The following is a 16,666-nucleotide window of genomic DNA, read 5'->3' on the forward strand; positions in this document are numbered from 1 at the left end:
ATACTTCCTTTTAGTGGGTAACATTTATTTTTACAAAACACAGACTTCGTCATGTTTTGTTATAGGTTTATAGGTAATTGTTCTTCTATTGGCCATGTACTTAAATTCAGAAAATTGGCAGGATAACTCAGTACATTTTGGAGCAAAAAAGGTAGCTCGGAAGTACCGCCAACATATTGCGTGATACCATCCATATTTACATCTTGATTATTGTAACCATTAACAAGGTATGTAGGGAAGTTTAAAAAGTTACCTGCGTCATTTAATACAAGAGATAAAATGTTTGGTGCATCTGCTGTTCCTCCAGAGTATTGTACAATACCATCATTGTCAGCATCACCTGCCCACATGCCTTGTATACCAGTTGGCATTCCAGAAGTAGTTTGCGCATTGCTACCAAAAGTGACTGTACTACCATTTGTAAAATCTACTGTTGTAGTTCCACTGTTTAAAATTATGGTAGAAGCACTCATGATACTTAAGTGATTACGATGTTTGATTGCAATGTGATAGTTGCGCGTTTGTAATTGAAAAGATAATGGAGATACGCCATCAATTCCAACAACATCACCATCTCGTTGTAATAACGCTGATTGAGAAGCCATGATACGAGAACTATTGAATTCATCTCTTAATTCTATCCAGATCCAATCAACAATTGCATTTGGTCCTGTAGTATTGAATACAGCTGCATTGACAGTTAGAACATCTGCATAAGGAGAAGTTGTTGGAATGACTCCTGCAACACGTAAATCATCACGCATAAGCGTTTCTTCTCCCTGATTTGGATTTAAACTTGCTCCTTGTAAATATACTTTTGGACTTATATTTAGTATCGAAGGCATTTCAGAACTTAATACAACATCATTGCCATCTCCTTGATTATAATAAATATACCAAGTCTTTCCATTACCAGTAATAGAACTTCCATTAGGCAATCCATTAAAAGTTCCGATAACTGCATCTGTTCCATCATTATTGATCAATATAAGTGCTTCTGGATCCTCGCTAAAAGGACCCGAATTATCAATTAAATTCAGTGTGCCGCCATTTATATTTACGATACCATTGACCACCACTTGGTCATAATCACTTCCAGCAATAGTAAAATTATTCACTTCTATCTCCAAAGTGTTATTACTTGTTCCAATTGAAAGGTTTCCAGTCACAATTAGTTGACCAGGAGATTGTCCAGGAGCTAAAACTCCGTTAAGACTTGTATGTCCATTAAATTGAATCTGTGAAGTGATGCCTTCAGGTGTATTAACTGGACCTACATTAGAAATTAAATACAGGAAGCCTCCAGCTTGTAATTGTGCATTTGAAGAAGGCAAGTTGATTGCTGGAGAATCTACAACAACACTTGTTCCTTGCAACCAAACATTTCCTGTACCTGTTGTCCTAACTATTCCATCTAATTCGAGGCCTGTCCATCCTGTTCCAGTAATATTGATTGTACCAGCACCTCCTGTTTGGATAGTTGTACCAGCCAACATTGAAGCGCCTATATTTATATTATTTGCGTTGTTTCTACCAGTAGCATTTATGATGATGTTTCCTGTATTACTTTGTATTGTTGAAGAAGTTTCTAAACGCAATCCTTTAAAATTAATATTCCCATTGTCTAAACCATTTCCTGTGATATTAATGTTTCCTGTATCTGTAGTAATACTACTAGATTCGCTCATAAATAAACCATGATAAGGTGAACTTAATGAAGTAGTTGCATAGGCAGTTCCGTTAACGGTAATGTTTCCTGCTCCAGTGGTTTGTAAGTTTCCGCTAAGCATAGTTAACTGAACAAAGCCATTTTGGATAACATCCGTCCCTGATGTTATGGAAATATCTCCTCCATTAGATTGTAATGTAGCATTTCTAATATTCGTTACTGCTTTACTAGTTGTGGTAATTGATCCTGTAGTTGTAATATCGTGATAAAATAAATCAAGACCACTAGAAGTTATATGTAGGTTTCCGCTTCCAAGATCAGTTGCGTTTACGCCAATAAAACGAACATTATCATATTGTCTGTTAATAATTAAATCTGCATCAAATCCAGAACCTATGGTTTCAACATCTACAAAAGTAGTTGCAAAACTGCCATTTTGAAATTCAAATTCACCATCGATAGTTAATGAATTCAAAGGATTATTAAACTCCACACGCGTTCCATTTAAGTAGAAAACTTGATGTTTTAAAGCGCTTGCCTCTTCCAAGATAATACGAGCTGCTTGAATTTTAAAGGTAAAAGCGCGATCGTTCGCATCAAGATAATCTCTAATGGTATGTTCTAATCCTGTATAATTAATGGTACCATTATTTGAAATATCAACAAAGCCTATTTTATTCCCCGTAATGGTATGTGCAATATTATTATGAGTATTTGTTCCTGATAATGTAATGCCATCTGTTCCATTTTCTCCATCGTAGTTAATTGCATTTATGATATTACCGCCGCCAAAATCTATACTTAGAAAATCGTCTTCATCTCCTGTATTGATATTGATAACTCCTGTTACATCTGCAATAGTCACTAAAACATCGTTTCCATCTTGGGTAGTTCCTGGTCCAGCGATTATAGGTTTTACAGAGTCACTAATGCGGTAATTTGTCCCTTCTACAATGATTGTAAGATCATCATTTACTGCATATGGATCTTGAAAAACAAGATTTCCTGAACCATCTGTCTGTATGTTTGGTGGAGTCGTACTTAATAAAACATCATTTGTACCTCCTAAATTATAATAGATATACCAGTTTTTTCCGTTTCCAGGTATAACAGCTCCATTTGGTAATCCGTTAAATGTTCCAATGATTGGATCTGTACCATCATTAGAAATCAAAATAAGAGTTTTAGGGCTAGAAAAACTACCCGAACTGTCTGTTAAGTTTATGGTTACTCCACTTAAATCTACTGTTCCATTTACGACTACTTGATCATAATCAGTTCCTGGAGTAGTAAAATCAGTTACTTCTATTTCTAGTGTGTCGTCTGCATTCATTGTAAGATTTCCATTGATTGTCAATTGTCCTGGTGATTGTCCAGGCGCTAAAATCCCATCAATGGTTGTGGTAACTCCGCTAAATTGAGTTTGAGCAGAAATGCCACTAGGCGTATGTATTGGTCCTGTATTTCCTGTTATTTGTAGATTTCCTCCAGCATTAAATTGTGATACTGATGACAACATATTTATAGATGGATGATTTGCAGTGCTACTAGTTCCCGTAATAGAAATGTTCCCAGTACCTGTAGTATTAACTATACCATTTACTAGCAACCCAATTTGGTCAGCACCTGTAGTATCTGTACTAGTTCCAGTAATAGAAATAGCACCATTTTCAGTTCTAACAACCGAATTCACCTGCATTTCAATCCCATAATTTGTATCTGTTCCAATTCCTCCTGTTCCGCTGATCGTGATGGCTCCAGTAGCTGTAGTTTGAATATTGGTTCCATCATACATTACAATTCCTATGTTTCGATCACCTATACTATTCCCTGCGATCCCTGTAATATTGATGTTTCCGCCACTGCTCTGAATATTCGTTGAAATAGACATGTTTATTCCAGTATTAAAATTAGCCCCAGTTGTAGTACTTATGCCTGTAATGCTAATATCTCCTGTATCAGTAATTAAATTAGTTTGAAATAATGTCATCCCTCGTACTCCAGAAAAAGTATTATCTATAAATCCCTGACCAGAAAGCGTAATTTTCCCAGTTCCTGTGGTCTGTATTGTTGATACAAAAATTTCTAATCCTGAAAATCCTGCGGTTTCAGTAGGTTGGTCTCCAGCAGAAATAGTTATGTCTTCTCCTGCTGTAGAAGTTATATTTCCTTCTGATACATCAGTTGCATTTATACTTTCAAGAGATATTGCTCCTTCTGTAGTTACATTTGTTCGAACTAAAACATTCAGAGCCTTCACATCAAGGTTTCCTGTCCCAATATCTGTATCTGTACCTGCAACTCCTGGAGCACCGAAACGTACGGTATCTTCTAACTTGCTAACGAATAAATCTGCATCAAACCCAGCAGCAAAACCTCTGATTTGATTAAACCCTTGACCAGTTCCTGCTCCGTTTATGGTTAAAGAGTTGTTTGGGTTATTATAATCAATCGTTATTACTCCTGAAACTGAGACTTGATTTTCTAAACTTCCTATAGGTTCATATTCTGTAAAATCACTTAAGTTTAGCGTAAAAACTCTATCGTTCACATTTAGATCGTCAACTATTGTTTGTTCTAACCCTATATATGTAATTGTACCATTTCCAGAAATAGCTACGGTTCCTTCACCGCTATTATTTACAGTATGTGTAACGCTATTGAATGTTACTCCTCCAGATAGTGATAAACCGTCTGCATTGCCTCCTCCATCAAAATTAATAGCATCTGAAAAATTACCGCCATTTAGGTTGACCATTAAATTGTCATTCCCATCTCCAGTATTGATATTAATTGTTCCAGTTACAGAAGCAATTGGTACTAAGACGTCATTCCCATCTTGAGTTGTTCCAACTCCACCTGTTACTGGTTTTCCTGAGTCGCTAAGGCGATAATTTGCGCCTTCAACTATAACAGTGAGATTATCATCATCTAAATTTATGCCTGTATACACCAAATTTCCAGAACCATCCACAATGACATTCGGTCTTTGTGACGAAATTAATACAACGTCATTACCATCTCCTTGATCATAGTAAATCGTCCATATTTTTTCATTACCAGCAATTGAGGCTCCTTGAGGAAGTCCGTTAAACGTTCCATTTATTGCATCCGTTCCATCATTAGCAATCAAAATAAGCGTTTCTGTACTCGAAAAACTAGCTGAACTGTCCAATAGATTGAATGTAACTCCGTTTAAACTCACTGCACCATTTACTACTATTTGATCGAAATCTGTGCCTGCAGTTGTAAAACCTGTCACTTCCATTTCTAGTGTATCGCCAGAATTCATATCAAGGTTTCCAGCAATAGTTAGTTGTCCAGGTGATTGCCCTGGAGTTAAAACCCCATCAACAGTTGTGTTTATTGCACTAAATTGATTCTGTACAGAAATTCCACTAGGTGTATGTATCGGTCCTGTATTTCCTGTTATCAATACATTTCCTCCTGCATTCAATTGCGATCCAGATGACAGCAAGTTTATAGATGGATAATTTGGAGCACTACTAGTTCCTGTTATGGAAATATTTCCAGTGCCAGTTGTGTTTACAACTCCATTCACTAACAATCCAATTTGATCAGTTCCTGCAGTATCTGTACTGCTTCCAGTTATAGAAATAGCACCATTTTCAGTTTTAATAATAGCATTTGTCTGCATTTCTAAACCATAATTGGTATTTGTACCTGTACCGCCAGTTCCTTCAATAGTGATGGTTCCAGATCCTGTGGTTTCGATTAATGCTCCATCAGAAATTATAATACCTTTGTTATTGTCACCTATACTATTTCCTGCAGTACCAGTAATATTAATATTTCCACCACTACTTTGAATAGTTGTTGAAGTAGATATATTTATCCCAGTACTAAAATTAGATCCTGTTGCAGGACCTATTCCTGTAATGCTAATGTCTCCTGTATTCGTAATTAAATTAGTAGAAGTTAATTGCATACCTACAGCAAGAGATGCAGTAGCATCCTGAAATGCTGTCCCTAAGAGTGTAATGGTTCCTGCTCCTGTAGTTTGAATTGTAGAATTTTCTATACTTAATCCCGAAAATCCAGCAGTCATTGTTGCTTGAGTTCCTGCAAAAATAGTAATGTTTTGCCCAGCAGAAGAAATAAGATTACCTCCTATTACATCAATAGCGTCTAAGCTTATTAACCTAATGAGTCCTCCTGTAGTTATATTATCTCCAACCAAAATAGCGGTTGCAAGTACCGTAAAATCTCCTGTTCCAATATTTATGTCTGTATTTGTACTAATACTACCAAAGCTTACAGAATCTCCTATTTTGTTAAAGTTTACATCTGCATCAAACCCAGTAGCAAATCCGTTGATTTGATTTGATCCTTGAACAGCTCCTGCTCCGTTTATTTCTAAAGAAGTAGTAGGATTATTGTAATCAATAGTTACCAAACCAGAAACAGCGACTTGGTTTTCTAAACTACCTGTAGCTCCAAACACTTTATGATTACTTAGATTCAGCGTAAAAACTCTATTATCAACAGCTAAATTGTCTACTATTGCATGTTCTAAACTTGTGTGAGAAATAGTGTTATTTCCTGTAATTGAAATTGTTCCATCACCAGTATTACTGACTGTATGAGTTACATTGTTGAATGTTGAAACTCCAGACAGCGATAAACCATCTGAATTATTTCCTCCATCAAAATTGATAGCATCTGAAAAATTACCACCACTTAGATTGACAGTTAAATTGTCATTACCATTTTCAGTATTGATATTGATAGTTCCTGTTACAGAAGCGATAGGCACTAAGGTGTCATTACCATCTTGAATAGTACCAGCTCCAGCAATTACTGGTTTACTAGAATCGCTGATACGATAATTTGCTCCATCTACAATGATAACAACATTATCATCTTCAGATGCTATCCCAGTGAATATCATATTTCCTTGGTCCACAACTACATTTGGAATTGCAGATGCTGAAGTTAATATGACATCATTACCATCGCCTTGGTTGTAAAATATGTGCCAAGTTTTTCCATTGCCAGCAATAGAAGCTCCTTGAGGTAAACCATTAAAAGTTCCAGATATCTGATCGGTTCCATCGTTGTCAATTATTATTAAGGAGACAACTTCTGTCGGGAAAGCCCCGCTATTGTCTACAAAATTGAGCGTCGCATTATTTAAAATTACAGAACGGTTCACCTGTAACTGATCATAATCAGTACCAGCTGTTGTAAAATCATCTATTTCAATTTCCAAAACATCACCAGAATCCATTCTAAGATCTGTATTCATAATAAATTGTCCTGGAGATTGACCCGGTGCTAATACACCATCGATATGGGTATTAATTGCATTTAATTGTGACTGCGTAGCTACTCCGCTTGGAGTATTGATATAACCAGTATTGGCAGTTAAATTAATGTTATTATTAGCCGCCAATCTTGCACTAGTGGATGATATGTTGATTGCAGGAACATTCACTGCTCCACTGGTTCCTTGTAGAAATACATTTAATCCACTGTTGTTTCCAATAGTACCTTTTATATCAATCCCTAAATAACCTACACCTGTAATATCTATAATTCCTAAAGTGCTGGTTCGAATGTTCCCAGACACCATTGAAACTCCAATATTAGAATTGTTTGCACTGTTTCTTCCTGTACCATTAATCGTAATATCTGCAGCAAGACTATGGATACTTGTGTTGTTTCCCAAGTGAACTCCACTAAAATTAGCAAGTCCATTGTCTATACCACTCCCCGTAATAGTAATATCGCCAAATCGGGTAATAATGCTACTATTTTCCATACTAAAACCAGCTAGTGAAGATTGGTTGATTATATTTCTAGCTGCATATGTAGTTGCGTTAATGTTGATATCATGCGAATTTGTTGTTTCAATTACCCCGAAGTTCATATATAATCCGCCGGTGTCAGTATTAATTCCATCAATAGGCGGAACTACTGTTCCGGCAGACATGGTTAAACTTCCATTAGTCGCCTTGACTGTAGCAGATTCAATTGCCGTAACACTTCTGCTTGTAGTTGTAATGGTGTTTGCAGAAACATTTCTTAAAAAGTGAATCTCATGGGCGGTCAAATTTAGGCTTCCCCCACCGAGACTAATTGCATTATTAGAAAAACGTATTTCATCGCCGTCACCTCCGTTCACCGTTAGGTCAGCGTTACCTAATGACAATCCTTTTATCTCTAAAATATCATCACCAAACCCAGTAGTATTTATTGTTAATGAATTAGTAGGGCGCGTAAAATCTACTGACTCTCCATAATTAGAATCTATACGGTTGCCTAAACTGCCACCTGCTTCCAAAGTAATTTGTTCTGTATTGGCTAAATTACCTGTAAATGTAAAGATTCTATATGCTACATTTAAATTATCAGTAATAGGTTCAAGACCTATATAGCTAATACGATTGTTTCCTGTAATATCAACAAACCCATCATTATTATTGACAAAAGTGTGTGTAACTGTATCATAGGCAGTACGATCAGCACTTATAAGAATCATATCATCTCCAGTAGCTGTATTTTGTCCTCCACCATCATAAGTAATTAAATTCTTTATATTTCCTTTGGAAAGATCAATTGTAAAAGTATCATCTCCGTTTCGAGTATTTATTAGAATTTTTCCTGTAACTAAATGCATTGGCACCAATACAGCGTTCCCATCTTGTTTTATTTTGTTTCCTGCTTTCAAAGCTACAGCAGTATTACTAAGTCGATAGTTTGTTCCTTCTATAATAATACTTATATCATCGTCGACACCGATAGTATCTGTGTAGACAAGATTTCCTAGCTCATCTATTTTTACAGGGTTTTTACTTTGTATGATTTCATTATTATTAGCAATACTGACATTGCTGAAAAACATGCAGCATAGATACAGGAGATAATATGGAAAAAAAGTTTTCATGGAGAGCGGTAGTGTTAGTTTTTGGATTGGTTTTCTTCTAGCTTTTTTTTTAATTGATCTAATGCGTATAATCGATCTTTAAGGCGTTCATTTTCTTCTTGAATGATCCTTACTCGATCCTTCTTAAAAAGATTGTTTATGAATTGCCATAGTAACATTAAATTGCATTTAGAATTTTATACTCCAAAATTATCTACAAATGCATTGAGAGAAGAAGAAAAGACATGTACAAATCATGCACAGGAGTAATTCCCTCATGTACAACTCATGTACAATTGAGGAAAACAAAATTATAAACATCTGATTTACAATTATTTAAAAAAACAACACTATAGTTTTCTAAGAATCGCGTTTAAATCCTCTTCTTGAGAGAGGTTTAGCTTTTTTCTAAGCCTAGATCTGCTTCGATATACAGATTCTAGTGCCACATTTTGAAGAACTGCTATTTCATTGTTATCAATATTAAGACGAATTAATGAACAAAGTTTTACTTCAGTTTTGGTTAGGGTTGGATATTTTTTTAGCAGCTTTTCATAAAAAGCAGTGTTTAAGATATCTACTTTATTTTGAAAATCGATCGTAGAATTATCTACAATTTCTCTATCTAAAATTGCTTTTTCTAAGGCTTTAAAATTAAGGTCTTCTTTTACAGAACTCGACTTTTTTATTTTTTTGATATGTTTTAATAATTCTTCTCTCCATTTATGGTTTCGAGAAATGTTTAATGCAAAATCTGAAATATCCTTTTGCTTGTAATTGATTTCCTTTTGCAGCATTTCATTTTTGAGTTCTCCAAGTTTTACTTGCTCTCTTCTTTTTCGTAAAAGAAAAATGACCACAGCGATAATCAATCCAAATATAGTAGCAATTATTGTGGTGGCTTTCCAGAATTTTATGGAAGCTTCTTCTAAAAGTTTTGATTCCTTTATTTTCTGCCTTTCCATCAATCCGGTACTATCTATAGCTTTTTGTCTTTCATAGGTGTATTTAGCTTCTAACTCAGCAAATTCTATAATGCTCTTTACGTTCATATCTTTCATTTGCTGTCGCTTATATCCGCGATAAAAAGCAAAAGCACGCTCGTGATCTCCAAGATCCTTATATGCATTACTTAGGGATAAACAACGATTGGCTATTGAACCTTCAATACCTGTTTCTACTAATAAATCGAGAGACCTCTTATAGTAAAGAACTGCTTTTTTGGGTTGTTTTAATTTCCTGTACGCATATCCTAAATTTTTGTAACATCTTTCTAAACTAACTTTATCATTTGTACTTTCACATATTTTAATGTTCTCGTTCGCATATGCAATGGAAGCTTCATAATTCTTTTTTTTACGAGCATATCTAGACAAGTTAAAGATTGCTAAAGTTTTACCATATTTAAAATTTATGGAATCTGCATATTTTAATGCTTTTTGTGCATATTCTTTACTTTTTTCAAATTCATTATAAGTGAAATAGTATCCACTAAACTTATTTAAAGCATTGACAAATTCCTTTTCGTTCTTATATTTCTTAGACGAGATTAACGCCTTATTATAAAACTGAAATGCTTTGGCACTATCTTTTTTATGGAGGTATAATCTACCAAAAACTCTATATGTAGTTGGTAATGTATACGTTTCACCAATGCTTTCTTTTATTTTTAGACTCTCCTGAATGGCTTTTAGACTTGGTACATCTTGAATATCTTTCCTATAATAATATCCTAATTGATCTAACATTAGGGATTTTTTGAGCAAAAAATAATTGTCATGCCCTTTTTTAGTCAAAATACTATCGTTAATAATAGCTATGGCTTTCTCAAAATTGTTAATTGACTTTAATGGGTTTATTCTTAAGTTTTCAAAACCTTCTTTATAAAGTTTTTCGACTTCAATACTATCATTTTGTGCATTTGATGTAATTGTGAAGAAATACATCACAAAAAGGCAAATATTAAATTTGCATAAGTTCTGTATGAACTTAACGTGAATAGAATTATTTAAAATCAATGGAAGGTTATTTTTAATTCTATTCAAATATAGACAATCGTACTAGATATTTTTCTTAAAAAGAAAGTCTTTATAGAAATAGTTTAAACTATTATCTATAACTTGAAGTATGTACTATTTTAATCCTAAGAATAGCTTTTATTAATTCATTGGAACCTCAACGATTAAAATTTTTGAGTCTTTATGAATGTTGATTGTTACCGTTTCCGTTTCCCAAATACCTAAAGCATCCTTGTCAATTAAAGTTTCATTACCAATTGCAATTTCTCCTTCTAATAAGAATACATAAATTCCGTGTGAAGCATCTTGGAGTTTGAAATTGATAGTTTGCTGCGCATCAAAATTACCTATTGAAATGTATGCTTGTTGATGAATCCAAAGTGCATCATTGATGATATTATCTTTTGGTGCAACAACTGTTTGAAATTTATTTTCGCTGTTTTGTTGATCGAATTCTTTCTGCTCGTAACGTGGTGCTACATTGTACTCTTCTGGTTGAATCCAAAGTTGTAAAAACTTCACTTCATCAGTTTTACTATCATTGAATTCGGAATGTTGCAATCCAGTTCCTGCGGACATTACTTGTACTTCTCCCGTAGTAATGGCTCTTTTGTTGTCCATACTATCTTTATGAGTTAATGCACCACTTAACGGAATGGAAATGATTTCCATGTTTTGATGCGGATGTGTTCCGAAGCCCATTTTTGGTTGTACAATATCGTCATTTAAGACTCTGAGTTTCCCGAATCCCATTCGTTGTGGATTGTGGTAACTAGCAAAACTAAAACTGTGATGACTTTTTAGCCATCCGTGATCTGCTTTTCCTCTTGTATTTGCTTTGTGAAGTGATGTTTTCATTGTTGTTTGTTGTTTGTTGTTTGTTGTTTGTTGTTTGTTGTTTGTTGTTTGTTAAGTTTTTTACTTCCTGTTTATTTCCTAGTGTAAACTGCTAAACTTATAAACTTTTCAACTTCGTTTTTTGTTTGCTTTGGAGTTTTGAATGTATTATGAAACTTCTCAATACTCTATTCTAACATCTCAATACTTTTTGAACTGCGTAAGCGATTGAGAGATTTGTTGGAGCTCCTCGTAGAGAGCGACTCTTGAAAGCGCGACTCCCGATTTTCTCGGGAGTTACGCCCAAATTATTTTTATATTAATTGTTGCTCAGTTTTCAAAGTACTTCTCGATACTAAATTTTATGCTAAAATTTCACTCGAAGTGACGTGTTGATTTGGTTTTCGAGAGCCTCAGACCGCGCTTTGAAGCGTCTCAATACCCACTACTAACACCTAATACCTAATACCTAATAAAGATGTCCCATTTTCCCTTGTTGAAAGTCACGCATAGCTTCCATGATTTCAGTTTGCGTGTTCATTACATACGGTCCCCAAGAAGTTACTTCTTCCTCTATTGGTTCGCCCGAAAGGATTAATAATGTACTGTTTTTGTTGGCTTCTAGCTCAATAGTTTCGCCGTCTTTATGGAATGTAAGCATTTGCAATTTTCCATCTTTTAGCGTCTGTGCATCGTTGATTCTAGTTTCTCCTTCTAGCAAGTACACTAATAATTCGTGATGCTTCGGAATTGGAATTGTCGTTTTTCCATTAGCTTCTATGTTAACAACAAACGCATTAATTTCTGTAAATGTGCTTGTTGGTCCAGTTTGTCCATTGAGTTCTCCTGCGACAATTTTTATACTTCCTTTATCGTTTTCTATAGGTATTAAAGGCATTTTCTCAGCCTTCACATCTTGGTATTTTGGCGTTGTCATTTTGAACTTTTTTGGAAGATTTACCCAAAGTTGAATTCCTTCCATAGTTCCGACAAATTCTTTGCTTGGTCCTTCATCATGAACAATTCCGCTACCTGCAGTCATCCATTGTACGTCTCCTGCGTTTAAAACTCCTTCGTTTCCGAGTGAATCTCTGTGTAATTGTTCTCCTTTAAAGATAAACGTTACAGGTTCGAATCCGCGATGTGGATGCGGCGATAATGATAATCCTGGACTGTACGGTCCGACATCATATTTGTAATGATGCAATAATAAGAACGGATCTACTTGATCGAGTTCTTGTGTTGGTAATGGTTGACGGATTAAGTTTCCGCCCATATTTACATAGTCACTTGTTCCTTTGTATGCTATGCTTCGTAGTGTTTTCATCTGTAATTATATTTTATTAATTCGGTCAGATAGAATTCGTTAATCATCATATAGATTGAGACAAAAATTTTTGTAATGCTCATTAAATGATATTATTCTTTCTTTCCTTTTGTTTAATTTATTTTCCATGGAAAATAAATGCTTTTAAAAAATAGACTATCTATTTATAGTCTATTTATAGTCTATTTTTTGGTATTGCTCTGTTAACGGACTTTATCCAAAAGGTTGCTTAATTGCTTCGCTTCTTCCTCCGTTAATTTGTCGAGAATTTTATTTTTATTTCCTAGCTTGTCAATGTCGTTTAATAAGTTCAATCCTTCATTTGTAATTGCAATGTGAACTACTCTTCTATCTTCTGGACATCTGATGCGTTCTATGAGATTCTTACTGCATAACTTGTCCATCAATCGTGTGGCATTGGGCGCTCTTTCAATCATTCTATCCTTAATTTCCTGAACTTTAATTGCCTTTCCTGCGCCTCTCAATATTCGTAAGATATTGAATTGTTGCGGTGAGATTCCGAATGGTTTGAAGAATTCGTTTTCTATACTACTTAGCCAATTTGCTGTATATTTTATATTGATAAAAGCTTTCACCTTTTCTGATGGAAATGTTGATTGTATGTCTTTAGAAAGATCTCCCATGTATTAATTTATCAGTAATTCTTATTTTAAATCATCCTTTGAAACCAGCTTGAACGTGAGCACCATCACAGTATGGTTTGTTTTGAGAAGCACCACATCTACAAAATGCAGTTGTCTTGTTTCGCTTATCAGTTGATCCATCAGAATTTGTAATATTTAATGTTCCATATACTAATAGTGGACCATTTTCTAAGGCTTCAACTTTTGTTTCAAGATGTACTTCTTCTTGGTCTCCAGCTTTATTACTTCTGTATGATAATGCGCCAGATGGACATGCTTCTATTTGTGTTTTTATTTCTGCTGTAGTAGCGCCTTCCATGTTTACCCAAGGTTTTTTCCTTGGATCAAATACTTGAAGTAACTCTTTCCAGCATTTTTTAGAATGAATACATGACCTTGGTTTCCATACTACTGTAATATCTTCATTACTATATTCTTTGATGATTTCTTTTTTTTCCATAATTATGATTTTACAGTATTAATAAATGTTTCTTAAAGATACTAAAGATCTTATTCAAAAACTGCTTTTGAAAAAACAAATACAGCTTCTTCCAACTTTTGTGCTAATGCTGCATCTTTAATTCCTTCTTTTGAAAAGTTATCTCCAAAAGATGGCAATGAAAAGTCTGCAATAATATTTGCGCCCATGTATGGGAATCTTCCCTTGGCAATATCTAAAGCTGTTTGTCCGCCACGACCTCCTGGCGATGTCGCCATTAATAACATTGGTTTGTTTGACCATAATTTTCCGTCAATTCGAGACATCCAATCAAAGATGTTTTTAAATACAGTTGCATACGCTCCATTGTGTTCTGCTAAGGACAATACAATTCCGTCTGACGCTTGAATTTCTTTTAAGAATTTGTGTGCATTCTCTGGAATTCCACTTTCCATTTCTCTATCAATTCCGTATAACGGTAATTCGTAATCGTTTAAGTCTAAAACTTTTACTTCTGCATCAGCAACTAAACCAGCTGTATACGCAGCTAATTGTTTATTTATAGATGTTTTACTGTCACTTCCTGCAAATGCTATTATTGTTTTCATGTTTATTTATTTTGTTTTGTTGTTTTATTAAATACTTGCGCTTTTCTTACCAAAATAATAAGACCCTAGTAAAAGTACCAATGCCATTATTGCGCCTCTTTGTTCTCCGTCTCCTATCATATAATGTGCAAAAAATGCTAATATCACATTAAAAAAGAAACCTGCGTACGCCCACTCTTTTATGGTTTTGTATTTGGTTTGCCAAATTGTAATGAGTCCTAAAATTTTGGCAATTCCTAATGGATAAATAATATATGTTGGGTATCCAAAATTAGTAAATCCTTTTACTATATCTGCATTCTTAAAGAAATACATTCCTGCCGAAAATAACATTAATGCTGTAAACAATCCTGTTATTACGTAATAAATTATCTTTTGAGTTTTCATGTCTGTTAGTTTTTAAATTCTTTACAAAGCTATGAAAAAAATATTTATTTTCCAAGGAAACTATTTCCGTGTAAAATAAATATGTTAATTTTTAAGAAAACTTTCAAACTTGGTTCCTTTTAATAGCCGTATTTGTTTCGTATTTTAGCGCTGGAAAATTTTACAACCATGGACATTAACTTCAATAAAAACGAAGATCACAACAGACTTTTAGCATCAGATTTACGTCAACGCCTGGCAAAAGTAGCTTTAGGTGGCGGACAGAAACGCATTGATAAACTTCACAGCAAAGGAAAAATGACGGCTCGTGAACGTATTGATTTTCTGCTAGATACTAAAAAACCTTCGATTGAAATTGGCGCTTTTGTTGGAGATGAAATGTATGAGGAACACGGCGGTTGTCCTTCTGGAGGTGTTGTGGTAAAAATTGGATATGTAAAAGGAAAACAGTGTATTGTTGTTGCAAACGATGCGACTGTAAAAGCTGGCGCTTGGTTCCCTATTACCGCTAAGAAGAACTTACGCGCTCAAGAAATTTCTATTGAAAATAGATTGCCAATTATTTATTTGGTGGATAGTGCTGGTGTGTATTTACCAATGCAAGATGAAATTTTCCCTGATAAAGAACATTTTGGACGTATTTTTAGAAATAATGCTGTGATGAGCAGTATGGGAATTACGCAAATAGCTGCCGTAATGGGAAGTTGTGTGGCTGGTGGTGCGTATTTACCAATTATGAGTGATGAAGCACTGATTGTAGATAAAACTGGAAGTATTTTCCTTGCGGGAAGTTACTTGGTAAAAGCTGCTATTGGTGAAAGTATTGATAATGAAACTTTAGGAGGCGCAACTACACATTGTGAAATTTCTGGTGTGACTGATTATAAATCGAAAGATGATAAAGATGCACTGACTACAATTCAAAATATTGTGAGCAAGATTGGTGATTATACACCTACAGGTTACAATCGTGTGAAAGCAGTAAAACCGACTGAAAATCCAGATGATATTTTCGGAATTCTTCCTAAGGCACGTCATGAACAGTATGACATGAAAGAAATCATCAAGCGTTTGGTTGATGGTTCTGAATTTGATGAATATAAAGCAGGATACGGAAAAAGTATTATTACTGCGTATGCTAGAATTGATGGTTGGGCAGTTGGAATTGTAGCCAATCAGCGTAAGTTGGTAAAGACTAAGAAAGGTGAAATGCAGTTTGGTGGTGTAATTTATTCTGATTCCGCTGATAAAGCGACACGATTTATTGCCAACTGTAACCAAAAGAAAATTCCGTTGGTTTTTTTACAAGATGTAACAGGATTTATGGTAGGAAGTAAATCGGAACATGGCGGAATTATTAAAGATGGTGCCAAAATGGTGAATGCTGTGAGTAATAGTGTTGTTCCTAAGTTTACCATTGTTATTGGAAATTCGTACGGAGCAGGAAATTATGCAATGTGCGGAAAAGCGTATGATCCAAGATTGATTGCCGCTTGGCCAAGTGCTGAACTTGCCGTGATGAGTGGAAATTCTGCCGCAAAGGTATTGTTACAAATTGAGAAAGCTTCTTTAAAGAAGCAAGGAGAAGAAATTACTAAAGAAAAGGAAGAAGAATTATTTAGTAAAATAAAGTCTCGTTACGACAAACAGATTTCTCCCTATTATGCTGCTGCTCGTTTGTGGACAGATGCTATTATTAATCCATTAGATACACGAACTTGGGTTTCTATGGGAATTGAAGCAGCCAATCAAGCACCAATTGAGAAACCGTTTAACTTGGGTGTGATTCAGGTTTAGTTAGATTTGCTTTGCTTTTAGATCGCTGCGCTTTTAGAACGTTTCACTTTT

Annotated in this window: 9 protein-coding genes; 1 reads left to right on the top strand and 8 read right to left on the bottom strand. The window is 34.8% G+C overall.

Going from position 1 to position 16,666, the window contains the following annotated elements:
• Positions 1-59: 59 nt before the first annotated feature.
• The 8 genes from ACRBBL_RS06030 to ACRBBL_RS06065 form a co-directional block, all read right to left on the bottom strand.
• Positions 60-8,579, bottom strand: coding sequence for a beta strand repeat-containing protein (locus tag ACRBBL_RS06030; RefSeq protein ID WP_431368123.1), 8,520 nt, complete (start codon positions 8,577-8,579; stop codon positions 60-62).
• Positions 8,580-8,908: 329 nt separating this feature from the next.
• Entirely contained in the window at positions 8,909-10,504 is a 1,596-nt protein-coding gene (locus ACRBBL_RS06035) for a tetratricopeptide repeat protein (RefSeq protein WP_431368124.1), read from the bottom strand.
• Positions 10,505-10,717: 213 nt separating this feature from the next.
• Positions 10,718-11,434: a pirin family protein gene (locus ACRBBL_RS06040; RefSeq protein ID WP_431368125.1), complete on the bottom strand. Its 717-nt coding sequence runs from the start codon at positions 11,432-11,434 to the stop codon at positions 10,718-10,720.
• A gap of 448 nt (positions 11,435-11,882) precedes the next feature.
• Positions 11,883-12,740 (bottom strand): pirin family protein, encoded by an 858-nt coding sequence (locus ACRBBL_RS06045; RefSeq protein WP_431368126.1) that lies wholly within the window; start codon positions 12,738-12,740, stop codon positions 11,883-11,885.
• 203 nt (positions 12,741-12,943) lie between these two features.
• Entirely contained in the window at positions 12,944-13,384 is a 441-nt protein-coding gene (locus ACRBBL_RS06050; RefSeq protein ID WP_431368127.1) for a MarR family winged helix-turn-helix transcriptional regulator, read from the bottom strand.
• Between the two features lie 31 nt (positions 13,385-13,415).
• Positions 13,416-13,844, bottom strand: coding sequence for a (4Fe-4S)-binding protein (locus ACRBBL_RS06055; protein WP_431368128.1), 429 nt, complete (start codon positions 13,842-13,844; stop codon positions 13,416-13,418).
• Positions 13,845-13,894: 50 nt separating this feature from the next.
• Positions 13,895-14,431: an NADPH-dependent FMN reductase gene (locus tag ACRBBL_RS06060; RefSeq protein ID WP_431368129.1), complete on the bottom strand. Its 537-nt coding sequence runs from the start codon at positions 14,429-14,431 to the stop codon at positions 13,895-13,897.
• Between the two features lie 27 nt (positions 14,432-14,458).
• Positions 14,459-14,818, bottom strand: a complete 360-nt coding sequence (locus tag ACRBBL_RS06065) for a DoxX family protein (protein ID WP_431368130.1) — start codon at positions 14,816-14,818, stop codon at positions 14,459-14,461.
• Positions 14,819-14,986: 168 nt separating this feature from the next.
• Here ACRBBL_RS06065 and ACRBBL_RS06070 point away from each other — a divergent pair, with 168 nt between their 5' ends.
• The gene (locus ACRBBL_RS06070) at positions 14,987-16,615 is read left to right on the top strand and encodes an acyl-CoA carboxylase subunit beta (protein WP_431368131.1); all 1,629 of its coding nucleotides are present in this window, start codon (positions 14,987-14,989) and stop codon (positions 16,613-16,615) included.
• Positions 16,616-16,666 lie beyond the last annotated feature (51 nt).

It is taken from the genome of Kordia sp. (assembly GCF_050633145.1).
Classification (GTDB): domain Bacteria; phylum Bacteroidota; class Bacteroidia; order Flavobacteriales; family Flavobacteriaceae; genus Kordia.

Coding starts and splice junctions, on each gene's coding strand:
- ACRBBL_RS06065 (WP_431368130.1), bottom strand. CDS start 14,818: ATGAAAACTCAAAAGATAATTTATTACGTAATAACAGGATTGTTTACA.
- ACRBBL_RS06030 (WP_431368123.1), bottom strand. CDS start 8,579: ATGAAAACTTTTTTTCCATATTATCTCCTGTATCTATGCTGCATGTTT.
- ACRBBL_RS06045 (WP_431368126.1), bottom strand. CDS start 12,740: ATGAAAACACTACGAAGCATAGCATACAAAGGAACAAGTGACTATGTA.
- ACRBBL_RS06040 (WP_431368125.1), bottom strand. CDS start 11,434: ATGAAAACATCACTTCACAAAGCAAATACAAGAGGAAAAGCAGATCAC.
- ACRBBL_RS06060 (WP_431368129.1), bottom strand. CDS start 14,431: ATGAAAACAATAATAGCATTTGCAGGAAGTGACAGTAAAACATCTATA.
- ACRBBL_RS06070 (WP_431368131.1), top strand. CDS start 14,987: ATGGACATTAACTTCAATAAAAACGAAGATCACAACAGACTTTTAGCA.
- ACRBBL_RS06035 (WP_431368124.1), bottom strand. CDS start 10,504: ATGTATTTCTTCACAATTACATCAAATGCACAAAATGATAGTATTGAA.
- ACRBBL_RS06050 (WP_431368127.1), bottom strand. CDS start 13,384: ATGGGAGATCTTTCTAAAGACATACAATCAACATTTCCATCAGAAAAG.
- ACRBBL_RS06055 (WP_431368128.1), bottom strand. CDS start 13,844: ATGGAAAAAAAAGAAATCATCAAAGAATATAGTAATGAAGATATTACA.